Consider the following 25330-nt stretch of genomic DNA (forward strand, 5'->3'; position numbering starts at 1 on the left):
GGGCACGTCGAGCTCGGACACCGCGGCGGGATCAGCGGAAGTCGCGGTCCTCGCTGACGCGCAGGCCGCTGCGGACGAAGGCCACCACCGCGTCGGCGAGCTGGTCGGGGTTCAGCGGGCCGTCCGGGCGGTACCACTCGACGATCGAGTTGACCATGCCGAAGGTCAGGCGCTCGGCGACGCCGGGATCCATGTCGTCGCGGAGCTGACCCTCGCCGCGCGCGAGCTCGAACAGCCGGCGCAGGCGCAGGTCCAGCTCGCGCCGACGCCGCATCGCCTCGCGCTCGACGTCGGTGTTGCCGCGCAGGCGCAGCAGCAGCGTCAGGTACGGCAGCTGCTCGCACGCGACCGTGACGGCCCCGCGCAGGACGTGACGGATCCGCAGGTCCACGGGTCCGTCGTTCGCCTCCGGTGAGTCGAACACCTCCTGCAGCGATCCGAGCGCCTTCTCGAGCGCGAGCTCGAGCATCTCCTCCTTGGACGAGAAGTGGTGGTACACGGCCGACTTCGACAGCCCGAGGCGCTGGGCGATGATCCCGAGCGACGTCGCGTCGTAGCCGTGGTCGTTGAACGCCGCGACGATCACCGCGAGCATGCCGTCGCGGTCGTAGCCGGGGCGCCCCCGGCGCGCCGGCGCGGCGTCCGTCGTGGTGGTCATCGCTCCATCCTGCCGCAGCGCCCGCGTCACTCCCGCGCGCGCAGGTCGTACACGCGCTTGTACTTGCCCTCCGAGCGCGGCAGCGAGCCGGTGGGCACGATCTCGACGCCGATCGTGGTGCCGATCCGCTCCTTGACGCGCGCCTGCAGGATCTGTGCGGCCGCCTCGCTCGTGGCGCGCTCGATGCCGGGCGTGCACTCGATCTTGACGGTGAGCTCGTCCATCCGGCCGCGCTTGGTCAGCTCGAGCACGAAGTGCGGCGTGAGGTGCTCGATCTCGAGCGCGATCTCCTCGATCTGCGTCGGGAAGAGGTTCACCCCGCGCAGGATGATCATGTCGTCGTTGCGGCCCGTGATCTTCTCGATGCGGCGCATCGCGGGGAACGCCGATCCGGGCATCAGCCGTGTGAGGTCGCGCGTGCGGTACCGGATGACCGGGAACGCCTCCTTGGTCAGGGTCGTGAAGACGAGCTCGCCACGTTCGCCGTCCGCCACGTGCTGCAGGTCGTCGTCGATGACCTCGGGGAGGAAATGGTCCTCCCAGATGTGCGGCCCGTCCTGCGTCGCCACGGCCTCCTGGCCGACGCCCGGCCCCATCACCTCGGACAGGCCGTAGATGTCGACGGCCTTGAGGTCCATCCGCCGTTCCAGCTCGCGCCGCATCTCGTTCGTCCACGGTTCGGCGCCGCAGATCGCGACCTTGAGCGACGTCGCCCGCGCATCCAGCCCCTGCTCCTCGAACGCGTCGGCGATCGTCAGCAGATAGCTCGGCGTGCACATGATGACGTCCGGCTCGAAGTCGCGGATCAGCTGCACCTGCCGTGCGGTCTGCCCGCCCGATACGGGGATCACGACGCACCCGAGCCGTTCGATGCCCGCGTGCGCGCCGAGTCCGCCCGTGAACAGGCCGTAGCCGTACGCGTTGTGCACCTTCCAGCCCGGTTGGACGCCCGCCGCCCGCAGCGATCGCGCGATCAGCTCCGCCCACCGGTCGAGGTCGCCCTGCGTGTAGCCGACGACGGTCGGACGGCCCGTCGTGCCCGACGACGCGTGGATCCGCCGCACCTCGTCCATCGGCACCGCGAACATCCCGAAGGGGTACGCGCCGCGCAGGTCCTCCTTCGTCGTGAACGGCAGCCGCTCGACGTCGGCCAGGGAGCGAATGTCGCCCGGGGCGATCCCGGCGGCGTCGAACTTCGCGCGATACAGCGGCACGTTCTCGTAGGCGTGACGCACGGTCCACTGCAGCCGCTCGAGTTGCAGCGCCTGCAGCGACGCGCGATCCATGGTCTCCGGATCGGCGGATGCCGCGGGCGGTGCCACGCGGACGGGCAGGATGTCGGTCATCGGGGCTCCTTCGTCGTCGGAGGGATCGCCGGGTCGGGGATCGCGCGGGACCGGCCGCGGAACTCGGCCACGGCCTCCCCTCGCTCGTCGGTCACGGTGATGTCGTAGATGCCGCTGCGACCGCCGAGCCAGCGCCGCGTGGCGGTCGCGGTGAGGAGGTCGCCCGCACGCGTGGCGCGCAGGAACGTGATGTCGGCGGCCTGCGCGACGACCATGTCCTCGCCCTCGTTGCACGCGTAGGCGAAGGCGGTGTCCGCGAGGGTGAACACCATGCCGCCATGCGTGATGCCGAAGCCGTTGGCCATCCAGTCGCGCACGGTCATCGTGAGGACCGCGCGTCCGCGCTCGAGCTCGAGGATCTGGATGCCGAAGTGCCGCTTCGTGTAGTCGGTGGGCGCCATGGTGCTCGCGCGCCACGAGGGATCCGGCGTGATCTCGCTTTCGAACGTCTGCACGTGCTGCTCCGGACTCATCCACGCTCCCTCGCGCCCCGGACCCGCTGTCATTGCGGGCCGATCTGACGCGAGTATACTCACTGAATGTTCGGTCAGTAATTCCGGAACCGAGGAGGCCCGCGATGTCGACGACGACAGACGCCCCCGCCGCCGATGAGCGCGCGGCGCAGCAGGAGTTCGAGGCCCTGATCGAGGCGGATCAGCGGATCGAGCCGCGCGACTGGATGCCCGAGGCGTATCGCCGCACGCTGATCCGGCAGATCTCGCAGCACGCGCACTCGGAGATCATCGGCATGCAGCCGGAGGCGAACTGGATCACGCGCGCTCCGAGTCTGCGGCGCAAGGCGATCCTGATGGCGAAGGTGCAGGACGAGGCCGGCCACGGGCTGTACCTCTACTCCGCGGCGCAGACGCTCGGCATCACACGCGACGAGATGACGCAGGCGCTGATCGACGGCAAGGCGCGCTACTCGTCGATCTTCAACTACCCGACGCCCACCTGGGCCGACATGGGGGCGATCGGCTGGCTGGTCGACGGCGCGGCGATCTGCAACCAGGTACCGCTGTGCCGCGCCTCCTACGGCCCGTACGGCCGCGCCATGGTGCGCATCTGCAAGGAGGAATCCTTCCACCAGCGGCAGGGGTTCGAGATCCTCCTCGAGCTGTCGCAGGGGACGCCCGAGCAGAAGCGGATGGCGCAGGAGGCGGTCGACCGCTGGTACTGGCCCGCCATCATGATGTTCGGCCCGCCCGACGAGGACTCCCCCAACTCGGCGCAATCGATGACCTGGAAGATCAAGCGGTTCTCGAACGACGAGCTTCGGTCGCGATTCGTCGGCATGCTCGTGCCGCAGTTCGAGGCGCTCGGGCTCTCCTGCCCCGACGAGGACCTGCACTTCGACGAGACCCTGGGCCGGTGGGTCACGGGTCCGATCGACTGGGACGAGTTCCACGAGGTGCTCGCCGGACGCGGCCCCATGAACGCCGCGCGACTGCGGCATCGGCGCGAGGCGCACGAGAACGGTGCTTGGGTCCGTGACGCGGCTGCCGCCTACGCGCGCAAGCAGCAGGAGAAGTCGCGCTTCGCGGCGTGACCCGCTCGAGCACGAGGAGACGAGGATGTCGACGCCCGGAGAATCGCCCGCCGAGACCTGGCCCCTGTGGGAGGTGTTCGTGCGCGCGAACCGCGGCCTGAGCCACGTGCACGTCGGATCGCTGCACGCGCCCGACGAGCAGATGGCGCTGCGCAACGCGCGCGACCTCTACACGCGCCGCGGTGAGGGCGTGTCAATCTGGGTCGTCCCCGCCGCCGCGATCACGACCAGCGATCCGGATGCGAAGGGCGCGTTCTTCGAGTCGCCGACCGGCAAGAACTACCGCCATGCGGTGTACTACACGCGCGCCGAGGGGGTGAAGCACCTGTGACGGCGGTCGAGTCCCCGCACGGCGTCGACCCCGACGTGGCCGACCCCCATGGCGTCGATCCCCACCGCGTCGATCCCCACGGAGTCGATCACCACGGTGCCGATCACCACGGTGACGTGACGGTCGACGCGCTCGACCTCGCGGACGAGCTTCCCGGATCGGGCGGGGTCGCCTCTCCGGACGTCGCGGAGTACGCGATGCGACTGGGCGACGACGCGCTGATCCTCTCGCAGCAGCTCGGATGGTGGATCTCCCGTGCGCCGGAGCTCGAAGAGGACCTCGCCCTCGGCAACATCGCCCTCGATCTGCTGGGTCACGCCCGCGCGCTGCTGCGCTACGCCGGGACGTCGTCGGGCCGCTCGGAGGACGACCTCGCCTACGGGCGGGACGAGCCGGACTTCCGCTGCTGCTGGCTCGTGCAGCAGCCGAACGGCCACTTCGGCGACACGATCGCGCGGCAGCTGCTCGTCTCCGCCTTCCAGGTCGAGCTCTACGACGCACTGTCGGACAGCGGCGATCCGGGTCTGCGCGCGATCGCCGGGAAGGCCGCGCGCGAGGTCGCCTATCACCGCGACCACGCGGTGCAGTGGACGCTGCGCCTCGCGGGCGGGACGGAGGAGTCCCGAGCCCGGATCATCCGCTCGCTGACCGATCTGTGGCCGTACGTGGACGAGCTGTTCGCGGACGACGAGCTGTGCGACCGGCTGGGCGACGCGGTGCCGCGTCCCTCGTCGCTGCGCGCGGGATTCGACGCCGTGATCGACGCGGTGTTCGCGGAAGCGGAGCTCGAGCGCCCGCAGGTCAGCCCCGCGATGGCGCGGGGAAGGTCGGGGCGTCACAGCGCGCATCTCGGCTACCTGCTCGCCGAGATGCAGTGGCTTGCGCGCCGTCACCCGGGGGCGACGTGGTGAGCGCCGTCGCATCCGGCGGCCGCCCCGTGGACGCCGCGTCGGCCGCGGCGTGGGACGTCGCCGCGCGCGTCGCCGACCCGGAGGTGCCCGTGCTCACGATCGCGGACCTCGGCGTCCTGCGATCCGTGCGCTCGGACGGCCGGCGCGCCGAGGTCGTCCTGACGCCTACCTACTCGGGGTGCCCGGCGATCGAGCAGATGCGCGACGACGTGATCCTCGAGCTCACGGCCGCCGGCTACGAGCGCGTGGACGTGTCGTTCACCCTCTCGCCCGCCTGGACCACCGACTGGATGAGCGAGGACGGCAGGGCGAAGCTCGAGCGCTACGGCATCGCGCCGCCCAACGGCAGCGCTCCGGTGCGACGCGGCCCGATCCCGGTGCTGCTGGGCGTGAAGTGCCCGCGGTGCGCGTCGCTGCACACGCGTGAGGTGTCGCGATACGGCTCGACGTCGTGCAAGGCGCTGTACGAGTGCCTCGACTGCCGGGAGCCCTTCGACTTCTTCAAGGTGCACTGATGCCGGCGGCAGACATCGTCACCCCGCCGAAGAGGCGCGCGGTCTTCCACCGCCTGCGCGTGCACGACGTGCGCCCGCTGACCCCGACGAGCGTCGAGGTCACGTTCGATGTGCCTCCCGACCTCGAGGACGACTACCGCTACGTGCCAGGGCAGTACCTCGCGCTGCGCGCCCGGATCGACGGCGAGGAGGTGCGCCGCTCGTACTCGATCTGCCGACCGCCGTCACCCGGACGCATCTCGGTCGCGGTCAAGCGCGACGAGCAGGGCTTGTTCTCGCGCTGGGTGCACAGCGCCCTGACGCCGGGAGACGAACTCGACGTCATGAGCCCGCAGGGCACCTTCACGTCGAACCTCGACGAGCTCGAGGGCCGTCACGTCGTGGGCATCGCGGCCGGGTCCGGCATCACGCCCGTCATCACGATGGCGCACCGGATCCTCGAGGGCAGCGCGAGCGGGCGCTTCACGCTGCTGTACACGAACCGCTCGTCGCTCGATGTGATGTTCATCGAGGAGCTCGCCGACCTGAAGGACCGCTTCCCCGACCGCCTGGCGCTGCATCACGTGCTGTCCCGCGAGCAGCGCACGGCGCCCCTGCTCTCCGGCCGGCTCGACGAGCCGAAGCTGCGCACCATCCTGACCGCGCTGATCCCTCCGCACACGGTGGACGAGTGGGCGCTGTGCGGACCGTTCGAGCTCGTGCAGCTGTGCCGCGACCTCCTCGAGGAATCGGGCGTCGACCCTGCCCACATCCGCTTCGAGCTGTTCACCACCGGGGAGCCGGGCGAGGCCGCTCCGCAGCGCGGGCGCCCCGTCGCCGCCGGAGCCGGCGAGAAGACCTACCGGATCGACTTCATGCTCGACGGCACGTCGGCGTCGGTCGACAGCCCGGTCAGCGCCAACGAGTCGATCCTGAACGCCGCGCTGCGGGTGCGGCCGGATGTGCCGTTCGCGTGCGCGGGCGGCGTGTGCGGCACCTGCCGCGCGCGCCTCGTCGACGGCAGCGTGACGATGAGGGAGAACTTCGCGCTCGAGCCGGACGAGATCGACCGCGGGTACGTCCTCACGTGCCAGTCCCATCCCACGTCCGACCACGTCGTCGTCGACTACGACGTCTGACCCACAAGCCCGACCGAGGGAGGACCGGATGATCGAACTCACGATCCAGGACGACGTGGCGGAGGTCCTGCTGCGCGCGCCGGAGCGGCGGAACGCGCTCGGGCCGGACGACCTCGACGCCCTGGCGGAGGCCTATGCCGAGGCCGAGCGGGCCGGCGTGCGGGCGCTCGTCCTGCGCGGCGAGGGACGCGCGTTCTGCGCGGGACGCGACATCTCCGGGGTCGACCCGCGCGAGGACGACGTGCTCGGCTATCTCGAGGGGCGCGTCGAGCCCGTCATGCGCCGGATCGCGCAGTTCCCCGCGCCGACCTTCGGCGTCGCGCACGGCGCCTGCGTCGGCGTCGGGCTCGGCCTGCTCATCGCGACGGACGTCGTCTACGTCGCCGAGTCGGCGAAGATCGGCAGCCCGTTCGCGAACCTCGGGGCGACGCTCGACTCGGGAGGGCACGCGCTGTTCTTCGAGCGGCTCGGCGCGCATCGCACGCTCGATCTGATCTACTCCGGACGGCTGATCTCCGGGGCCGAAGCGGTCGCCCTCGGCCTGTTCTCCCGCGCCGTCGCAGACGACGAGGTCGTGGCGGAGACGCGTTCGGCGGCCGCGCGCGCGGCCGCGGGCCCGACGCAGGCGTTCGTCGCCTCGAAGCGCCTGATCGCGTCGCTGCGCGACGCCCGCGTGGGCCTGTGGCGGTCGATGTCCGACGAGAACCGCGCGCAGGCCGCGCTGTGCGACACCGATGACTACCGCGAGGGCTTCGCCGCGTTCCAGCAGAAGCGCACCCCCGTGTTCGGCGGCGGGGCCGTCGTGGGACGCCCATGAACTACGTGGCGCAGCAGGGCCCGGGCGAGCTCGCGGAGAAGATGGGCATCGAGTTCCTGGAGCTCACCGTGGAGCGCGCGGTCGCCCGCATGCCCGTGCACGGGAACCGCCAGTCGGTCGGGTTCGTGCACGGCGGCGCGTACGTCGTGCTCGGCGAGTCGCTCGGCTCCGTCGCGGCGAACCTGCACGCCGGCGCGGGGCGCCTCGCGGTCGGCGTCGACGTGAACGCGACGCATACGCGATCCGCCACGTCCGGTCACGTCACCGCCGTCTGCACGCCGCTGCACCTCGGCACCACGGTCGCGGTGCACGAGATCGTGATCACGGACGACGAGGGCCGCCGGTGCTCGACGGTACGCATCACGAATCACATCAAGGACATGCCCCCGCACGCCGTGTCGTCCTGAATGCGGGCCCGGCCGCTACGCTCCGATCATGAACGCCCGTGCTGTCGTCGCCGTCCTCGCGCTGGCCGTCGCATCGGCCGCCCTGACCGGATGCGCTCCCGCCGAGCCCGACCCGAGCGAGGTGCAGGCGTGGCTCGACGAAGCGCCCGCGGAGGCCTCCGACCTGCTCGCCTCCCTCAGCGGGCAGGCGGGACCCGGCGTCCCGTCGCAGGATGACAACGAGGAGCCGGAGGGCATCACGGTCACCTTCGAGACCCCGGTGACCGTCGACCGAATCGACATCACGTGCTTCGGTGAGGCGACGATCTTCATCGAGGCCGAGATCACGGGATCGCCGACCACCCACGCCGCCGAGACGAACGAGCTTCGGTGCGAGCGAGGCACGTTCTCCCTCATCGAGGACATCGGCGCCGGGAACGTCACCGCGGTCCGCGTCGATGCCCCCACAGCGGACGTCCTCACCGCCTGGCGCGCCACCGTCCACGGCTCCCAGGGCTGACCGCCCGCGCCCGCCGTTCCCTGGCGGGCGTATTCTTGGACGCAGTCCGGTTACACCGACCGCTACAGCACATCCCCTGACAAAGGTCCTCATGCTCCGTCGCGCGCTGCCCGCCCTCGTCCTCGCCTCCTCCGTCGCGCTGATCGCCACCGCGTGCGCCCCTTCGACCGGAGAGGCCGGGCCCAGCTCCGAGCCGCAGGACGGCGGCACGCTCGTCTACGCCACGGGCGACGCCGAGCCGACGTGCCTCGACCCGCACGTCGGCGGCAACTACCCCCAGGCGCTGATCAGCTCGCAGTACCTCGAGCCCCTCGTCGGCCGCGACGCCGACGGCGCCATCACGCCGTGGCTCGCGGAGGAGTGGGAGGTCTCCGAGGACGGCCTGACCTGGGACTTCACGCTGCAGGGCGACGTCTCCTTCACGGACGGCACCCCGCTCGACGCCGAGGCCGTCAAGGCCAACATCGAGCACCTGCAGGATCCGGAGACCGCCTCGTCCACGGGCTATCTCGCGGTGTCCAAGATCGCCGAGGTCGAGGTCGTCGACGACACCCACGCGCGCATGCACCTGTCCGAGCCCGACTCGGCGCTGCTGGAGTCGCTCAGCATGCCGTGGACCGCGATCCAGTCCCCCGCCGGCATCGCGCGCGGCATGGAGGAGAACTGCGCCGCTCCCATCGGCACCGGTCCGTTCGTCGTCGAGGAGTGGGTCCCGCAGCAGCAGATCACGCTCACGCGCAACGACGATTACGCGACCGCCGGGCCGCAGACCGAGAACCAGGGCGCCGCGCACCTCGACGAGATCGTGTGGCGCTTCATCCCCGATGCCGCCACGCGCCAGGCCGCGCTCACGTCGGGCGAGGTGCACGTGATCGACAACCCGCAGCCCGACGCAATCGTGGCCGCCGAGCAGGGCGACGAGATCACGCACATCGACGCACCGCGCCCGGGCTCGGTGAACCGCATCGAGCTCAACGCCGGGCAGGCGCCGTTCGACGACGCCCGCGTGCGCGAGGCCTTCATCCGCGCCGCCGACCCGAATCCCGGCATCGAGGCCCTCTACCTCGGCACGGTCACGCGCTCGTACTCGCCGCTCGGCAGCTCCGAGCCCATGGCGGTGTCGGACGAGTCCCTGTTCGCGACGGACCCGGAGCAGGCGAACGCCCTGCTGGACGAGGCCGGCTGGACCGAGAAGGACGAGGACGGCATCCGGATGAAGGACGGCGAGCGCCTCACGGTGCGCTTCCCCGTGAGCACGAACCAGTCGGTCGCCGCCGAGCAGTCGCTGTTCGAGCAGATCCAGGCGAACGTCGCCGAGGTCGGCTTCGACGTCGAGCTCTCCCCCGTCGACCTGTCGACCTGGTACGGCGTGCTGGGCGCGAACGAGTACGAGGCCGTCAGCGCGCCGTACACCCGCGTGGGCGCCGAGGTGCTGCGCGTGCTCTACCACTCCGACGCGATCGTGCCCGCACCCTCGGGATACTTCGCGAACCACGCACAGCTGTCGGACCCGGAGCTCGATGCGCTGCTCGACGAGGCGTCGGCGACGCAGGACGAGTCGGCCCGCGCCGACCTGTACGCACAGGCGCAGCAGCGCGTGCTGGAGAGCTTCACGGTGCTGCCGCTGTACGACCAGCAGAACCACTTCCTCACGCGCGGCGTCACCGGCGTCACCACGCTCGGCACCGTCGCGACCCCGACGTTCGTCGATGCGCGCATCGCCGGCTGACGCGACCTCCGCGACCAGGCCGAGCGACCGGCGCGAGCGAGGGAGACGCTCTCCCGCACGGCTCCGGCCCGTCGTGCGCTGGATCGCGGGGCGGATCGGGTCCGCCGTGCTGGTGGTCTGGATCGTCGCGACCGCGGTGTTCTTCGCGCTGCGCGCGTCGGGCGATCCGCTCGAGGCGATCCTCGGCGGCCCCGGATCGCAGGCGGGCCCGGAGGCGGTGGCGCAGGCTCGCGAGGAGTACGGCCTCGATCAGCCGCTGATCCTGCAGTACCTGACGCAGCTGTGGCGCGTCGCGACGTTCCAGCTGGGCGACTCGTACGCGAGGCGACAGCCGGTGGCCGACCTCATCGCGGCCCAGCTGCCCGGGACGCTGCTGCTCGCCGCGCTCGCGCTGCTGCTCGCGTGGGCGCTCGCGCTCGCGGGATCCGCGATCGCCGCCACGGCTCGCGGTCCGGTCGGCCGCGCCGCGGTGGGCGTCGTGCGCGGGCTCGAGCTCGTCGCGACCGTCATGCCGCAGTTCTGGCTGGGCGCGGTGCTGATCCTGGTGTTCGCGGCCTCCCTGCGGATCCTGCCCGCCACGAGCGGCGGCGCGGATCCGGCGGGACTGATCCTGCCCGTCGTGACGCTCGCGATCCCCATCGCCGGCTTCCTCGCGCAGCTGTCGCGCGACGCGCTGCAGGAGGCCGACCGTGCGCCGTTCGCGACGACCGCGCGGTCGCGCGGTGCGAGCGAGTCGCGCGTGCTGCTGCACCACACGCTGCGCCACGCCAGCCTGCCCGCGCTGTCGCTGTCGGGCTGGGCGTTCGGTCACCTGCTGAGCGGCGCGGTCGTCGTGGAGTCGCTGTTCGCGCGCCCGGGGCTCGGACGGCTGCTGCTCGACGCCGCCCTGAGCCGCGACGTCCCCGTCGTGATCGGCGCCGTCGTGGTCGTCGCGCTCCTGTACGTCCTGGTCGTCACGATCGTCGACGCGGTCGAGCTGCTCGTCGATCCGCGCCTGCGCCGACCGCGGGCGGCCCACGCGGCCGAACGGACGCCCGAGCTGGCGGTGGGCTCATGACGACCGTCGACACGCCCGTCCGCCGCGCGCTGCGACGGCTCGGCCCCGGTGGCGCCGTGGCCGGCGTCGCGCTCATCGCGATCCTGTTCGCGGTGTTCGCGCCATCCGCGCTCGCGCCGGGCGATCCGCTCGCGATCGCGCCCGCGGAGGCGTTCTCGCCCCCGTCGTGGGCCCATCCGTTCGGCACGGACGAGTCGGGCCGCGACCTGTACACGCGCGTGGTCCACGGGGCGGCCGCGTCGGCGGGCATCGGGCTGGCCGCCACGGGCATCGGCATCGCGGCGGGCCTCGTCCTGGGCTTCGCGGGTGCACTGGGCCCGCGCTGGCTTGATGCGGCGATCGCGCGCGTCGTCGAGGTGCTGTTCGCGCTGCCGACGCTCGTGCTCGCGCTGCTGCTCGTCGCGGTGCTCGGGCCGGGCACCCAGGCGTCCATCCTGGCGATCGGGGTCGCGACGGCCCCGGGCTACGCGCGCATCCTGCGCTCCCGCGTGCGGGGCGTCGCACGCAGCGACTACGTCGCGTACGCCCGTCACGAGGGTGCCGGGCCGCTCACGGTGTTCGTGCGGCACATCGCCCCCAACACGCTGTGGCCGCTCGTCGCGACCGCCACGCTCGGCGTCGGCCAGGCCATCGTGTGGGTCTCGGCGCTGAGCTTCCTGGGGCTGGGTGCGCTGCCGCCCTCGCCCGAATGGGGCGCGATGCTCAACGCGGGACGCGTCTACATCTCGACCGCGTGGTGGATGACCGTGCTGCCCGGACTCGCGATCGTGGCGACCGCGACCGTGCTGACCGTGCTCGGACGCCGCGCCTCGGGGGCGGGAGCATCATGAGCCTGCTGCACCTGCGTAATCTGTCGGTCACGATGCCGGGTGGCGTCGCCGCGCTGCGCGGCGTGGATCTCGACGTCGCCGCGGGCGAGGTGCTCGCGATCGTGGGCGAGTCGGGTGCGGGGAAGTCGGTGCTGGCGCGGACGATCCTCGGCCTGTCGCGGCGCGACGGCGGTCGGGTGTCCGCCGACGCCTTCGAGCTCGGCGGGCGGGATGCGCGTCGCCTTCCCGAGCGGCACTGGCGCGCGGTGCGCGGGGGCGGCGTCTCGCTCGTGCTGCAGGACGCGCTGCAGTCGCTCGATCCGCTGCGCACGATCGGCGCCGAGGTGGGCGAGGCGCTCGCGGTGCGGCGCGTGCCGCCGAGCGAGCGCCGCTCCCGGGTGCTGGATGCGCTCGAGGCGGCCGGACTGCCGCTCGGCGGGGCGCAGCGCTCGGAGGTCGCCGCGCGCCTGCGGCAGCGGCCGGGCGAGCTGTCGGGCGGCATGCGGCAGCGCGCGCTGATCGCGTCGGCGGTCGTCGCGGGAGCACCCCTCGTCGTGGCGGACGAGCCCACCACGGCGCTGGATGCCACCACGGCCGTGCGCGTCCTGGACCTGCTGGGGCGTCTCCGCGACGAGGGCACCGGGCTCATCCTGATCAGCCACGATCTCGCCGCGGTCGCGCGCATCGCCGACCGGATCGCGGTGCTCGACGCCGGCCGGATCGTCGAGAGCGGCCCCGCGGCCCGTCTGCTCTCCGAGCCCGCGCACCCCGTCACCCAGGCCCTGCTGGCGGCCGCGCCCCGGGGCGCGAAGCCGTCGCCCGCGTCCCAGACCCGCGAGCCGGTGCTCGAGGCGCAGGGCCTGGTGCGCCACTACCCCGGCCCCGGCGGCACGGTCGCCGCGGTCGACGACGTCACGATCGCCGTCCGCGGGGGCGAGGTCCTCGGCATCGTGGGCGAATCCGGATCCGGCAAGTCGACGCTCGCCCGGCTGCTGCTCGGTCTCGAGCGGGCGGACGCCGGCGCCCTGACACGCCGCCCGGATGCGCGCGCCCGGCTGGTGCCGCAGGATCCGCTCGGAGCGTTCGATCCGCGCCACACCGTGGAGCGGATCCTGAGGCACGCACGCCGCGACGACGCCCCCGCACCCGCCGAGCTGCTCGCGCGCGTGGGGCTCGATGCCGCGGTGCTGCGGCGCCAGCCCGCGTCGCTCTCGGGCGGTCAGCGCCAGCGTGTCGCGATCGCCCGCGCCCTCGCCGCCCGGCCGGACGTGCTCGTGTGCGACGAGCCGGTGTCGGCGCTCGACGTTACGACCCAGGCCGGCATCCTCGATCTGCTGCTCGACCTGCAGCGCCGCGAGGGGCTCACGATCGTGTTCATCTCCCACGACCTCGCCGTCGTGCGCCGCGTCAGCGACCGCGTCGCGGTCATGCGGCACGGCCGCATCGTGGAGCAGGGCAACACCGAGGCGGTCTTCTCCCGCCCCGCCCACGCGTTCACGCGCGAGCTGGTGTCGGCCAGCCTCAGTCCGCGCTCGTGACCGACAGCACGGAGGCGTCGGAGGCGAGGTTCACGAGCAGCACGTCGTCGGCGGCGTCCGGGTCGAGCGCGTACTCGAGCACGGCGAACGGATCCTCGCCGCCGTGCTCGTCCGCGAGGATCGTCATGCTCATCAGCTGAAGCGACCGGATGATGTCGACCGCCGCATCCCCGCTGATGTCGACGAGGAAGTCCTCCAGCTCGTCGCCGAGCGTCTGCTGCTGCATCAGGATGTACTCGGTCACCTCGCTCGCGCGGTTGTCGACTTCGCTGAGCATCGCGGAGCGGCTGCGGCGATCGAGCTCCTCGAGAGCGGACACCATGGCGGCGGCGGCGTCGAGAGCCGCGGGCGAGACGTCCTCCTGGTCGGGAGCCGTCAGGTCGACGGTGACGTTCTGGTCGCCGAGCTCGACGTTCTCAGACCAGAAGATGGAGCCGTCGGGGCCGGACTCCAGAAGGCCGAAGAAGTCGTGTTCGATCGCCATATCCCTATGAAACCAGCAGGGCGACCCGCACGGTAGATCGCCCGGTCCGCGGCGCGATCGGGCGTGTCGCGGCGGGAGGATTCCGCGCCCGGGCGTGAGGATCCCGCCGCGCGGCGCAAGGGGCCCGGTACCCGGCGTGAGGATTCCGTGAGGATGCGGCTCGAGCGCGTGTGGATTCCGTGCGAGCCGGCCGTCGGGCGCGGTCTGCGGCGTAACTTCGCCCTCCGTGACACAGCTGCTCGAACGCACCCCGACCCGGACGACGGCCACGCACTCCGTGCGGGACCGCGTCCGTTTCGCCCTGGTGCTCGGGCCCTCGGCGTCGTCTTCGGCGACATCGGCACGAGCCCGATCTACACGCTGCAGACGATCTTCAACCCGGACGACCCGCACCCCGTGCCCGTCGACCCCGAGAACGTCTACGGCGTCGTGTCGCTCATCTTCTGGTCGATGATGATCATCGTCACGCTCACCTACGTGTCCCTCGCCATGCGCGTCGACAACCACGGTGAGGGCGGCATCATGGCGCTCATCACGCTGCTGCGGTCGTGGGCCGCCAAGCGACAGGTGCGCGTGACGGGGGTGCTGGCCGTGCTCGGCATCTTCGGCGCCTCGCTGTTCCTCGGCGACGGCATGATCACGCCCGCCATCTCGGTGCTGTCGGCCGTCGAGGGCCTTAAGGTCGTCAACCCCGACCTGGAGGCCTTCGTCATCCCGATCGTCGTCGTGATCATCGTCGTGCTGTTCGCGGCCCAGAAGTTCGGCACGAATGCCGTCGGCCGCCTGTTCGGTCCGATCACGACCGTGTGGTTCGTCGCGATCGCGCTGTGCGGCGTCGGCGGCATCCTGCTGGAGCCGGGGATCCTCGTGGCCCTGTCGCCCACGTACGCGTTCACGTTCCTGCTCGGTCACTTCCACTACGCGTTCTTCGCGCTCGCGGCGATCGTGCTGTGCTTCACCGGCGCCGAGGCGCTGTACGCGGACATGGGCCACTTCGGGCGAAAGCCCATCACGATCGGCTGGCTGTTCGTCGTGCTGCCCGCCGTCACGATCAACTACATGGGTCAGGGCGCGCTGATCCTGCACGACGAGGGTGCGCTGGCATCCCCGTTCTTCCTGCTGATCCCCGACGCCCTGCGTGTGCCGATGATCATCCTGGCCACCGCCGCGACGGTCATCGCGTCGCAGGCGGTCATCAGCGGGGCCTTCTCCGTCGCGTCGCAGGCCGCCGAGCTCGGCTACCTGCCGCGCCTGCGCATCCTGCACACCTCCACCGACACGTACGGTCAGATCTACGTGCCGTGGGTCAACTGGATCATCCTCGCCGCAGTGCTGATCCTGGTCTTCACGTTCCAGAGCTCCACCGCCCTCGCCTACGCGTACGGCATGACGGCGATCGGCACGAACACGATCACGACGATCCTGTTCTTCTACGTCGCCTTCCGCGCATGGAAGACGCCGCGCTGGCTGCTGTGGACCGGCCTCGCGCTGATCCTGTCGTTCGAGCTGCTGTTCGTCGCGGCGAACCTGACGAAGATCCTGCACGGCGCGTGGCTGCCGCTGGCGATCGCGCTGGCGTCGTTCACGGTCATGGCGACGTGGCAGAAGGGCCGCAGCATCGTGACGGCGAAGCGCACGAAGATGGAGGGCTCCCTCGCCGAGTTCATGGAGGAGATCAAGAGCCGTCCCTACGAGATCGTGACCGTCCCGGGCACCGCGATCTTCCTCAACCGCGGCAAGAGCGCCGTGCCGCTGGCGCTGCGCGACAACATCCGCCACAACCACGTGCGGCACGAGAACATCGTGCTCGTGTCCGTCGAGATCGCGACCGTCCCGCGCGTGGCATCCCGGCACCGCGTCGTGGTCGACGACCTGGGCGACCCCACGGACGGCATCACCCACGTCACCGTGAACTTCGGCTACGCCGAGGTGACGGACGTCCCTCGCGCCCTGGCGCTCGTGAGCCCGAAGGCCGCGTGCGGGCGGCTGCAGCTGGACGAGGCGATCTACTATCTGTCGAAGATCGAGCTGCGCGCCGGCCGCAAGCCGCGCATGCGGACGTGGCGCAAGAAGCTCTTCCTCGCGACCTCGCGCATCACGGTGGACGCGGCCGAGCACTTCAACCTGCCGCTGAACCGCACGGTCGTCCTCGGCGAGGTCGTCGAGATCTGATTCCCTCGGGGACGCTCCCACCCTGACTCACGGGGGCTCGCGGACGACCGCGCGTCAGTCGACGGCGCCCTCGACGAGAGCCTGCACGAACACGTGCGGCGTGAAGCCCGTGAGGTCTCCGATGCCCTCGCCCTGGCCGAGCAGCTTGACGGGGATGCCCGTGCGCTCCTGCACGGCGAGCACGAAGCCGCCCCTGGCCGAGCCGTCGAGCTTCGAGATCACGAGGCCCGTCACGCCCGCGTGCTGCAGGAATGCCTCTGCCTGCATCACGCCGTTCTGGCCCGTCGTCGCATCCAGCACGAGCAGCACCTCGCTGATCGGCGCCTGCTTCTCGATCACACGCCGGATCTTGGTGAGCTCATCCATCAGGCCGCCCTTGGTGTGCAGGCGCCCCGCCGTGTCGACGAGCACGATCTCGGTGCCCGTGCGCTTGGCGTAGTCGATCGTCTGGAACGCGACGGAGGCGGGATCCTGACCCTCGCGGTCGGGGCGCACGATCGCGGCTCCCCCGCGCTCGGCCCAGGTCGCGAGCTGGTCGACGGCCGCGGCGCGGAACGTGTCGGCCGCGCCGACGACGACCGAGCGCTGGTAGCGGCCCAGGAAGTGCGCGAACTTGCCGATCGTGGTGGTCTTGCCCACCCCGTTCACGCCGACCACGAGCACGACGGCGGGGCGTTCGGTGAGCTTCAGCGTCGTGTCGTACTTCGCGAAGCGCTCCTCGAGCGTCTCCTGCAGCATGCGGTTGAGGTCACGCGGATCCGTCGTGCGGTAGCGCTCGACGTCCTCCCGCAGCTGGTCGACGATCCGCTCCGTGATGTCGGGCCCGAAGTCGGCCTGGATCAGCGCGGTCTCCAGCGTGTCCCAGGTGTCCTCGTCGATCGTCGGACGCGTGAACATGCCGCGCAGCGCGCGACCCAGGGACCACTTCTCCGCCATGGGTTCAACTCTATGTGTGCGGGTGCCCCCTCCGCGGGCCCCGGGCGCCGCGCCGACGCGTGCCGCTCAGTCGGCCGTGACGCGCACGCCCTTGCCGACCACCGTGATGCCGCTGTCGGTCACGATGAAGCCCCGCGCGCGGTCCTTCTCGGCGTCGACGCCGATCGAGGCGCCGGGATCGACAACCACGCTCTTGTCGATGATCGCGCGGCGCACGGTGGCGCCCGCGGCGACGCGCGTGTTCTCGAACAGGATGGAGTCGGTCAGCATCGCCCCGGATTCGACGACGGCGCGCCCGCCGAGCACGCTGCGCTCGATGTGCGCGCCCGAGATGACGGAGCCGAGGGAGACGATCGAGTCGATCACGGTGCTGAGCGTGCCGCGGGCATCGCGCGTGAACTTGGCGGGCGGCAGGTTGTCCTGGCGGCTGAAGATGGGCCACTCGTTGTTGTAGAGGTTGAAGACCGGCAGCACCGAGATCAGGTCCTGGTGCGCGTCGAAGTACGACTCGATCGTGCCGACGTCGCGCCAGTAGTAGCGGTCGCGCGCCGTGCTGCCCGGGACGTCGTTGTGCTTCATGTCGTACACGCCCGCCGTGCCCTTGTCGACGAAGTACGGCACGATGTCGCCGCCCATGTCGTGGTTCGAGTCCGTGCGCTCGCCGTCGGCCCGCACGGCCTCGACGAGCGCGTCGGTCGTGAAGATGTAGTTGCCCATCGAGGCCAGCACCTCGCCGGGCGAATCGGGAAGGCCCTGCGGCTGCGAGGGCTTCTCGAGGAACTCGCGGATGCTCGCCGGGCTTCCGGGGTCGACGTCGATCACGCCGAACTGGTTCGCGAGCGTGATCGGCTGCCGGATCGCCGCCACCGTGCACTCGGCCCCCGACGCGATGTGCGCGTCGAGCATGTGCTCGAAGTCCATGCGATACACGTGATCCGCTCCCACGACCACGATGTAGTCGGGGTTCTCGTCGAACACGAGGTTCAGGCTCTGCAGGATCGCGTCGGCCGAACCGAGGTACCAGCGCTTGCCGAGGCGCTGCTGCGCGGGCACCGAGGTGACGTACGAGTTGAACAGCCCGCTCATGCGCCACAGCTGCGAGATGTGGCGGTCGAGGCTGTGCGACTTGTACTGCGTCAGCACGATGACCTGGCGCAGGCCGGAGTTCATCAGGTTGGACAGCGCGAAGTCGATCAGGCGATAGTGGCCGCCGAAGGGGACGGCGGGCTTCGCGCGATCCAGCGTGAGCGGCATCAGTCGCTTGCCTTCGCCGCCCGCGAGCACGATTCCCAGCACCTTCTTCGTCGCAGACGCTGCCATAGGCCTGACCCTAGTGTCCCGCGGACGCGGATCGCACTAGGTTGACACCATGCGCGTCGACCTGCTCACCCGCGAGTATCCGCCCGAGATCTACGGGGGCGCCGGCGTCCACGTGGCCGAGCTCGTCAAGGCGCTGCGGCGCGACATCGACGTCGTCGTGCGGTGCTTCGGCGCCCCGAGGGACGAGCAGGACGTGCACGCCTACGCCGTGCCGCCCGAGCTCGGCGAGGCGAACGGCGCGCTGCAGACCATGGGGGTCGACCTCGCGATCGCGCGCGACGCGGCGGGGGCGGATCTCGTGCACTCGCACACCTGGTACGCGAACTTCGGGGGCCACGTGGCCAAGATGCTGCACGGCATCCCGCACGTGGCGACGGCACACAGCCTGGAGCCGCTGCGCCCCTGGAAGGCCGAGCAGCTCGGCGGCGGCTACCGCCTGTCGAGCTGGATCGAGCGCGACGCCCTGACATCCGCCGACGCGGTCGTGGCGGTCAGCGAGGGCATGCGACGCGACCTCCTGCGCGTGTACCCAGATCTCGATCCCGGGCGCGTGAAGGTCGTCTACAACGGCATCGACCTCGACGCCTGGAGACGCGTCGAGGATCCCGACACGGTGCGTGCGCTCGGGGTGGATCCCGATCGCCCGTCGATCGTCTTCGTCGGGCGGATCACGCGCCAGAAGGGACTGCCGTACCTGCTGCGCGCCGCGCGGCAGCTGCCGCCGGATGTGCAGCTCGTGCTCTGCGCGGGCGCCCCCGACACGCCGGAGATCATGACGGAGGTCGAGGGTCTCGTCGCCGAGCTGCGCGAGACCCGCGCGGGCGTGGTGTGGATCGACCGTCATCTGCCGCGTCACGAGCTGAGCGCCCTCCTGAGCGCGGCCACGACGTTCGTGTGCCCCTCGGTGTACGAACCCCTCGGCATCGTCAACCTGGAGGCCATGGCGTGCGGCGCTCCCGTCGTCGGCACGGGCACGGGCGGCATCCCGGAGGTCGTCGCCCACGGTGAGACCGGCACGATCGTGCCGCTGGAGCAGCTCGACGACGGCACCGGCACCCCGACGGACCCCGACCGGTTCGTCTCCGACCTCGCGGCCGCGCTCACCGACATGGTGTCGGATCCGGAGCGCGCTCGCGCCCTGGGCGAGGCGGGTCGCCTGCGCGCGGAACGCGAGTTCTCGTGGCGGCAGATCGCCGACCGCACCCACGCGCTCTACGCCGACGTCCTGGCCGGCTGAGCCCCCCGCATGAGCGCTCCGCGCGACGTTCCGCCCGCGACAGATGTTGACGGCGGACCCGCCCCCGGAGGACGACACGCGGACAGCCGCGCCCTCTCCCCGCGCGACGCGACGCCCCGACGCGCCGGGTCGCCGCGCTCGGCGCCGCGATCTGCATGGGCGCGGCGACGACGACGTACTACCTGCTGCGCTGGATCGTGCTCGACCCGTGGCGCATGGGAGCCTCCGATCCGGCCGCCGAGCAGTGGCACTCCCCGGCCGGGCTCCTGGTGCTCGTCGCGGTCGTCGGTGCGCTGACGGACCTCGCGCGCGCGGTCTTCGCGATGCTCTGACCGCCGCCGTCAGCGCGAGACGCTGACCGTGACCGTGAACTTCGGGTTGCGACCCGCCTGGCGCGTGGGGCCGACCGTGCGCTCGAGGATCGGCCGGTAGCCGAGGTGCGAGTTGAACACGCACCACAGCTCGCCGCCCGGGCGCAGCACGCGCGCGGCGTCCGCGAAGAGCCTGGGCGCGATCGCATCCGTCACCGCGGCCCCCGAGTGGAACGGCGGGTTCAGCAGGATCAGGTCGGCCGACGCGTCGGACTGCGCGTGGAGCCCGTCGTCACGCACGACCTCGACGCGGTCCGCGACGCCGTTCGCGGCGGCCGTCGCCCGGGCCGATGCCACCGCCGCGGCCGACTGATCCGTCGCGAGCACGCGGATGGCGGGCCGGTCCCTCGCGAGCATGGTCGCGAGCACGCCCGTGCCGCACGCGAGGTCGATCGCGGTCTCGGCCTCGCGCATCCCGTCGAGGAACCCGAGCAGGTACCGCGTGCCGATGTCGATCGACGTGCCCGCGAACGCCGCGCCGTGGGCGCACACCGTGATCCCGAGGTCGGGATGGTCTCGCCGCCGCGGCCACGGTGATCCGGATCCGCGTACCGCCCCGCTCGCATGCAGCACACGCGACTTGCCGGCGGCCCGGCTCGCCGTGACGGACGTGAAGTGCCGCCCCAGTACGTCGTTCATCGCCGGCGTCATGTGCTTCACGCGTCCGCCCGCGACGAGCCGAACGTCGTGCGCGGCTGCGGCGGCGATCACCCCGGCGATCTCGTCGAGCGCGTCGAGCGACCGCGGCAGCTGCAGCAGCACGGTGCGCGCGCCGTCGGCGAGCGAGGCGTCGAGCCCGTGCCAGGTCACCCGGTCGAGCGGGATGCCGATCCGCTCGGCGTTCGCCCGCAGCGCCCGCTCCCCCGTGATGGCATCCTGATGCACGCGCACCCGGGCGTCGGGATCGGCCGCCAGCAGCGACAGCGTGAGCCCTCCGTACCGGTCGCCGATCACGACGACCTCCCCGTGATCCCCACCGGTCTCCGACTCCGTCAGGACGAGCCGATCGCTGACGTCGGCCGCGACCAGGTCGTGCGCCTCCACGTCCGGCCACCGCCGCAGCCGCGGCGCGAGAGCGTCGAACTCCTCGGCGGCCGTCACGACGCGGCGCGCTCGGAGATCCGCTGGCCCACGACGGCCGAGACGCCGTCCTGGCGCATCGAGACGCCGTACAGCGCGTCGGCGATCTCCATCGTGCGCTTCTGGTGCGTGATCACGATCAGCTGGCTCGACTCCCGCAGCTGCTCGAACACGCCCAGCAGGCGACCGAGGTTCGCGTCGTCGAGCGCTGCCTCGACCTCGTCCAGGATGTAGAAGGGGCTGGGTCGCGCCTTGAAGATGGCCGTCAGGAACGCCACGGCCGCCAACGACCGCTCGCCGCCCGAGAGCAGCGAGAGCCGCTCGATCTTCTTGCCGACGGGCCGCACCGACACCTCGATGCCCGTCGTGAGCAGATCGTCGGGGTTCGTGAGTGCGATCGAGCCCGTGCCGCCGGGGAAGAGGATCGGGAACACCTCGGTGAAGGCGGTCCTCGTGTCCTCGAAGGCCGCCTCGAAGATCACCTGCATGCGCTCGTCGAGATCGGAGATGATCGTCATCAAATCCTTGCGGGTCTGGACGAGGTCGTCCAGCTGCTCCGTCAGGAACTTGTGCCGCTGCTCGAGCGCCGCGAACTCCTCGAGCGCGAGCGGGTTCACACGCCCGAGCTGCGTCAGCTTGCGCTCGGCGTCGCGCAGGCGCCGCTCCTGCATGCGGCGGTCGTACGGGATCGTGGCGGGCATGCCGTCCTCGGCATGCGTCCCCTGCTCGGCGTGCTCGACGAGATCTTCCGCGACGCGGATGTCCGCCGTATCGCGCGGAACCGGCTGATCCGGGCCGTATTCCGAAACCAGGATGTCCTCGCTCAAGCCGAGTTCGCTCGCGACGCGCTCGAGCAGGCTCGCGACATGCAGCTTCTTCTCGTGGATCTGCAGCTCGAGCCCGTGCACGCTCTCGGTCAGTCCCGTGAGGCGCTCGCGCAGGCCCGCCTCCTTGCCGCGCAGCTCGCGCAGTTCGGCCGTCACGGTGGCCCGGGCGCTCTCGGCCTCCGCCAGCGCCATGCGCGCCTCGGTGACCGAGCGGTCGACCGAATCGAGCAGGTGCGGCAGCTCGCCCGCCACGCCCTCGGCGATCTCGCGCTGGCGGCGGCGGATGACGGCGCGTCGCGCGGCGGCGGCCGCGGCCTCCCGCTCGCGTTCGCGCTGCCGCTCGAGGCTCACCGCGCGGGCCTCGGCCGCGCGGACGCGCTCGCGCAGCGTCTCGACGTCCAGGCGCGCGCGCATCTCCTGCTCCCGCGCGGCCTCGAGCGCGGCGAGGTAGTCGTCACGAGCGGAGGCGTCGAGGATGGGCCGCGGCTTCTGGAGGGCGGCGTTGAGCTCCTCCGTCGCGGCCTTCGCCTTCCCCTCGGCGTCCGCCACGGCTCCCTGTGCCTGTGCGAGCCCGTTCTGCAGGCGCTCGCACTCCGCGACCGCCGCCTCATGCCGCACGGTGGCCCGGTTCAGCTGCTCGGCGTGCTGCGCGAGCTGGGCGTCGTGCTCGCGCAGGGCCTGAAGCGCCTCCTTGGCCACGCGACGCGCGGTCTGCAAGCGCTCGTTCGCCTCGGTCCGCAGGACCGTGTGCTCCTCGACGTGTACGCGCACCTCGGCGAGTCGCGCCGCCGCGGCGTCCCGTTCGGCCTGCAGCTCGAGGCGCGACCGCTCGCCCGCCCCGGCGCGCACGGTCTGCGCCGTGCACACCTCGCCCGCGCGGGTCACGATCGTCAGCGCCGAGTCGGGCGCCGCGTCGAACGCGGCTCGCGCCGCATCGAGATCGTCGGCCACCGCGACGTGGGCGAGGATCCGCAGCACGCCCTCGGGCGCCCGCACGACCTTCCGCGCGGGAACGACTCCGGGTTCCGCGGGGGTCCCCGCCTCGGCACCGCCCGCGTCCGCGATCACGATGTCGACGACGCCGAACTCCCCGGCGCGCTCCGCGACGGCGAACGCCGCGGAGCGCGAGTCGACGAGCACACCCTCCGCGAGCGGCCCCAGCACGGCCGCGATCGCGGCCTCGTATCCCGCGTCGACGTGCACCTCGTCGCCGACGAGCCCCCGCACACCCGCGCCGCCCCGCGCGATCAGCGCGGCGGCGCCGTTCTGCACATCGAGCGCGCTCGACAGCGCCGCGACCTTCGCCGTCAGCGCGTCGGCCTCGCGCTCGGCGGCGCGGTGCGCCTCACGGATGCGCTCGAGCTCGGCCTCGGCCTCGCCCGTCTCGCGCTGCGCGGTCTCGTACGCCGTCTGGTGCTCGGCCGCCGATCCCTCCGAGACCACGGTCGGATCGATCCGCTCCAGCTCCTCCGCCGCCTCGATCCGGCGCTGATCCGCGGCGTCCAGCGCATTCTGCTGACGCAGCACGCCGCCGCGGACGGCCGCCAGGGCCAACTGCGCCGCCTCGGCGGAGCCGCGCAGGGCCGTCAGCCGCATGTCGTGCTCGGACACGAGCGCGCTCTGCTCCGCGATGTCGGCATCGAGCGCGTCGAGCTCCCCGCGGGCCCGCACGAGCGCGCGTGAGGCCTCCTGCACGGCATCCTGAGCCGCGCCCAGCCCGTCCGAGATCTCGGTGATCTCCTCGCGCGCCTCGTCGATCGCCGCCTGCGTGACCGTGATCGCGACCGTGTCCGGATCGTCATCCGCACCGAGCAGCGCCAGGCGCTGGTTCGCGAGCGTGAACAGCCCGCGCAGTCGCTCCTGGACCTGCTCGAGCGCGAAGGTCACGCGCCGGGCCTCGTCGACCGCCTCCGCGTTCTGCTCGCGCTCCAGCTGCGCGATCCGCGACCGCACGCCGTCGACCTCGTCCTGCAGCACGAGGCGCTCGGTGTGGCGCTCCTGCTCGCTGCGCGCGTGATCCGCCAGCGCGGACCGCAGCTGCACGACCTCGTCCGCCAGCAGACGCGCCTTGGCGTCGCGGACGATCGCCGCGATGGTCTGGGCCTCCCGCGCGATCTCCGCCTGCTTGCCGAGCGGCTTGAGCTGGCGCCGGATCTCGCCCGCCAGATCGCTCAGGCGCGTCAGGTTCTGCTCCATCGCCTCGAGCTTGCGGAGCGTCTTCTCCTTGCGCCGGCGGTGCTTGAGGATGCCGGCCGCCTCCTCGATGAAGCCGCGCCGGTCCTCGGGAGTCGCCTGCAGCACGGCGTCGAGCCGCCCCTGCCCGACGATCACGTGCATCTCACGACCCAGACCCGAGTCGCTCAGCAGCTCCTGCACATCCAGCAGTCGGCAGGACTCGCCGTTGATCGCGTACTCGCTCGATCCGCTGCGGAACAGCGTGCGACTGATCGTCACCTCGCTGTACTCGATCGGCAGCGCGCCGTCGGAGTTGTCGATCGTGAGCTGCACCTCCGCGCGCCCGAGTGGGCCGCGCGTGGCGGTGCCGGCGAAGATGACGTCCTCCATCTTGCCGCCGCGGAGGGTCTTCGCGCCCTGCTCGCCCATGACCCAGGCGAGGGCGTCGACGACGTTCGACTTGCCGGATCCGTTCGGACCGACGATGGCCGTCACACCGGGCTCGAGCGCGAAGGTCGTCGGCTGCGCGAACGACTTGAAGCCCTTGAGCGTCACGCTCTTCAGGTGCATCCGACTCCTCCCGTTCCGCGGAATTCCGCGGGTTTCACGCTACCTGACACCCCGGCTCACACCGTGCACCACGCGCGCCGACATCAGACACGCCTGAGAGAACGCTTGACGGACGCTGAACGGCACCGCTAATATCGGGAGCCGCGACCCGCGAACAGATGAGAGGAGGGGCGCGATGTTGACTGATTTCACTCCAGATCTCCGCGTCTCCCGCCTCGGCATCCTCGGCGTCGCACGGCGTTTCCCCGCGGCCATCTGACGCGTTCACGCCACCGGTCTGCCCACTGAGGGCGCCCGCCTGAGGTCTCGCCTCGCCGGGCCGCCTCGTCGGCAACGATCCGCCTCACCGGCGGTCGGCCCCGCGATCCACGGCCATCCGGACGATCGCCGCGATCCCCCTGTCCTTCCGCGACAGGCTCCCTCCCCGCTCGGGGATCCATCCATCACCGTCCCCGCACCGGGGACCTCACCGAGGAGACACCATGTCCGCCACCACCCTCCGCACGACCGATCGCCGCGACGTCCTGGGTCAGGGCTCCGAGGCGCAGGCCGTGCGCACCTCGCATCCGCCGCAACCGCCGGACTCGATAGCCGAGGCGCTGCAGAACCGCTCTGCTCGCACCGCGCTTCCCGACCGGGTGGCGATGTGGATCGGCCTGAGGCTGCTGCTGTGGGGCACTCGCCCCGTCCGCGGCCAGGCCACGAACAGCGACCTGCACCAGCTGCACATGGAGCGCGAACTGCACAAGCGCCGCGCCGAGCTCGAGCTCGTGCAGGCCTGGTCCGGGCTCCACGGGCATCTTCCCCGCTGATCACTCTCACCCGGGGCCGGGTGGAATCCCCACCCGGCCCCGACCTCCCCACGAAGGAAGCA

General features: G+C 71.7%; 24 protein-coding genes. 16 read left to right on the forward strand and 8 right to left on the reverse strand.

Annotated elements, in window-relative coordinates:
* Window positions 1–31 precede the first annotated feature (31 nt).
* From BJP60_RS08665 to paaI, 3 genes are read right to left on the reverse strand one after another with little or no spacing between them, the layout of a single operon-like run.
* Window positions 32–658 (reverse strand): TetR/AcrR family transcriptional regulator, encoded by a 627-nt coding sequence (locus BJP60_RS08665; protein ID WP_203135391.1) that lies wholly within the window; start codon window positions 656–658, stop codon window positions 32–34.
* Between the two features lie 26 nt (window positions 659–684).
* Window positions 685–2004: a phenylacetate--CoA ligase PaaK gene (paaK, locus tag BJP60_RS08670; RefSeq protein WP_203135392.1), complete on the reverse strand. Its 1320-nt coding sequence runs from the start codon at window positions 2002–2004 to the stop codon at window positions 685–687.
* Complete coding sequence (gene paaI / locus BJP60_RS08675) at window positions 2001–2477, reverse strand: hydroxyphenylacetyl-CoA thioesterase PaaI (RefSeq protein WP_238439356.1); 477 nt, start codon at window positions 2475–2477, stop codon at window positions 2001–2003. The genes paaK and paaI overlap by 4 nt, the downstream gene beginning before the upstream one ends.
* Window positions 2478–2581: 104 nt before the next feature.
* On the opposite strand from paaI, the gene paaA reads away from it, so the two are divergent.
* The 12 genes from paaA (at window position 2582) to BJP60_RS08730 (ending at window position 13284) form a co-directional block, all read left to right on the forward strand.
* Window positions 2582–3553: a 1,2-phenylacetyl-CoA epoxidase subunit PaaA gene (paaA, locus tag BJP60_RS08680; protein ID WP_203135393.1), complete on the forward strand. Its 972-nt coding sequence runs from the start codon at window positions 2582–2584 to the stop codon at window positions 3551–3553.
* Between the two features lie 25 nt (window positions 3554–3578).
* A complete protein-coding gene (gene paaB / locus BJP60_RS08685; protein WP_203135394.1) occupies window positions 3579–3884 on the forward strand; it encodes a 1,2-phenylacetyl-CoA epoxidase subunit PaaB in 306 nt (101 codons plus the stop codon).
* A gap of 116 nt (window positions 3885–4000) precedes the next feature.
* Window positions 4001–4795: a 1,2-phenylacetyl-CoA epoxidase subunit PaaC gene (paaC, locus tag BJP60_RS15265; protein ID WP_238439642.1), complete on the forward strand. Its 795-nt coding sequence runs from the start codon at window positions 4001–4003 to the stop codon at window positions 4793–4795.
* On the forward strand, window positions 4792–5310 hold the full coding sequence (paaD, locus tag BJP60_RS15270) for a 1,2-phenylacetyl-CoA epoxidase subunit PaaD (RefSeq protein ID WP_238439357.1): 519 nt from the start codon (window positions 4792–4794) through the stop codon (window positions 5308–5310). The genes paaC and paaD overlap by 4 nt, the downstream gene beginning before the upstream one ends.
* Window positions 5310–6428, forward strand: coding sequence for a 1,2-phenylacetyl-CoA epoxidase subunit PaaE (gene paaE / locus BJP60_RS08695; protein WP_203135395.1), 1119 nt, complete (start codon window positions 5310–5312; stop codon window positions 6426–6428). The genes paaD and paaE overlap by 1 nt, the downstream gene beginning before the upstream one ends.
* 28 nt (window positions 6429–6456) lie before the next feature.
* Entirely contained in the window at window positions 6457–7245 is a 789-nt protein-coding gene (locus BJP60_RS08700) for an enoyl-CoA hydratase/isomerase family protein (protein WP_203135396.1), read from the forward strand.
* The gene (locus BJP60_RS08705; protein WP_203135397.1) at window positions 7242–7652 is read left to right on the forward strand and encodes a hotdog fold thioesterase; all 411 of its coding nucleotides are present in this window, start codon (window positions 7242–7244) and stop codon (window positions 7650–7652) included. The genes BJP60_RS08700 and BJP60_RS08705 overlap by 4 nt, the downstream gene beginning before the upstream one ends.
* A 28-nt stretch (window positions 7653–7680) precedes the next feature.
* Entirely contained in the window at window positions 7681–8151 is a 471-nt protein-coding gene (locus BJP60_RS08710) for a hypothetical protein (protein ID WP_203135398.1), read from the forward strand.
* Between the two features lie 91 nt (window positions 8152–8242).
* A complete protein-coding gene (locus tag BJP60_RS08715) occupies window positions 8243–9880 on the forward strand; it encodes an ABC transporter substrate-binding protein (RefSeq protein ID WP_203135399.1) in 1638 nt (545 codons plus the stop codon).
* 73 nt (window positions 9881–9953) lie between these two features.
* A complete protein-coding gene (locus BJP60_RS08720; protein ID WP_238439358.1) occupies window positions 9954–10937 on the forward strand; it encodes an ABC transporter permease in 984 nt (327 codons plus the stop codon).
* Window positions 10934–11767 carry an ABC transporter permease gene (locus tag BJP60_RS08725; protein WP_203135401.1) on the forward strand — a complete coding sequence of 278 codons (834 nt, stop codon included), beginning with the start codon at window positions 10934–10936 and terminating at the stop codon, window positions 11765–11767. The genes BJP60_RS08720 and BJP60_RS08725 overlap by 4 nt, the downstream gene beginning before the upstream one ends.
* Window positions 11764–13284 (forward strand): ATP-binding cassette domain-containing protein, encoded by a 1521-nt coding sequence (locus tag BJP60_RS08730; protein WP_203135402.1) that lies wholly within the window; start codon window positions 11764–11766, stop codon window positions 13282–13284. The genes BJP60_RS08725 and BJP60_RS08730 overlap by 4 nt, the downstream gene beginning before the upstream one ends.
* On the opposite strand, the gene BJP60_RS08735 is transcribed toward BJP60_RS08730, so the two are convergent.
* Entirely contained in the window at window positions 13268–13768 is a 501-nt protein-coding gene (locus tag BJP60_RS08735; RefSeq protein WP_203135403.1) for a DUF2004 domain-containing protein, read from the reverse strand. The genes BJP60_RS08730 and BJP60_RS08735 overlap by 17 nt on opposite strands.
* 153 nt (window positions 13769–13921) lie before the next feature.
* Here BJP60_RS08735 and BJP60_RS08740 point away from each other — a divergent pair, with 153 nt between their 5' ends.
* Window positions 13922–15940 (forward strand): potassium transporter Kup, encoded by a 2019-nt coding sequence (locus BJP60_RS08740; RefSeq protein ID WP_203135404.1) that lies wholly within the window; start codon window positions 13922–13924, stop codon window positions 15938–15940.
* A gap of 54 nt (window positions 15941–15994) precedes the next feature.
* Here the strand turns inward: BJP60_RS08740 and ftsY are convergent, their stop codons facing one another.
* Together ftsY and glgC are read right to left on the reverse strand one after the other, a co-directional pair.
* Window positions 15995–16876 (reverse strand): signal recognition particle-docking protein FtsY, encoded by an 882-nt coding sequence (gene ftsY, locus BJP60_RS08745; protein WP_203135405.1) that lies wholly within the window; start codon window positions 16874–16876, stop codon window positions 15995–15997.
* A 66-nt stretch (window positions 16877–16942) separates the two neighbouring features.
* Window positions 16943–18196 (reverse strand): glucose-1-phosphate adenylyltransferase, encoded by a 1254-nt coding sequence (gene glgC / locus BJP60_RS08750; RefSeq protein WP_203135406.1) that lies wholly within the window; start codon window positions 18194–18196, stop codon window positions 16943–16945.
* A 49-nt stretch (window positions 18197–18245) separates the two neighbouring features.
* Between glgC and glgA the strand changes: the two genes are divergently transcribed.
* Entirely contained in the window at window positions 18246–19433 is a 1188-nt protein-coding gene (gene glgA, locus BJP60_RS08755) for a glycogen synthase (protein WP_203135407.1), read from the forward strand.
* A gap of 155 nt (window positions 19434–19588) precedes the next feature.
* Window positions 19589–19765, forward strand: a complete 177-nt coding sequence (locus BJP60_RS08760; RefSeq protein WP_203135408.1) for a hypothetical protein — start codon at window positions 19589–19591, stop codon at window positions 19763–19765.
* Between the two features lie 9 nt (window positions 19766–19774).
* On the opposite strand, the gene BJP60_RS08765 is transcribed toward BJP60_RS08760, so the two are convergent.
* The gene (locus BJP60_RS08765; RefSeq protein ID WP_203135409.1) at window positions 19775–20905 is read right to left on the reverse strand and encodes a class I SAM-dependent methyltransferase; all 1131 of its coding nucleotides are present in this window, start codon (window positions 20903–20905) and stop codon (window positions 19775–19777) included.
* A complete protein-coding gene (gene smc, locus BJP60_RS08770; RefSeq protein ID WP_203135410.1) occupies window positions 20902–24456 on the reverse strand; it encodes a chromosome segregation protein SMC in 3555 nt (1184 codons plus the stop codon). The genes BJP60_RS08765 and smc overlap by 4 nt, the downstream gene beginning before the upstream one ends.
* Window positions 24457–24938: 482 nt before the next feature.
* Between smc and BJP60_RS08775 the strand changes: the two genes are divergently transcribed.
* Window positions 24939–25268 (forward strand): hypothetical protein, encoded by a 330-nt coding sequence (locus tag BJP60_RS08775; protein WP_203135411.1) that lies wholly within the window; start codon window positions 24939–24941, stop codon window positions 25266–25268.
* Window positions 25269–25330 lie beyond the last annotated feature (62 nt).

The sequence above is a fragment of the Microbacterium sp. JZ31 genome (genome assembly GCF_016805985.1).
GTDB lineage: Bacteria > Actinomycetota > Actinomycetes > Actinomycetales > Microbacteriaceae > Microbacterium.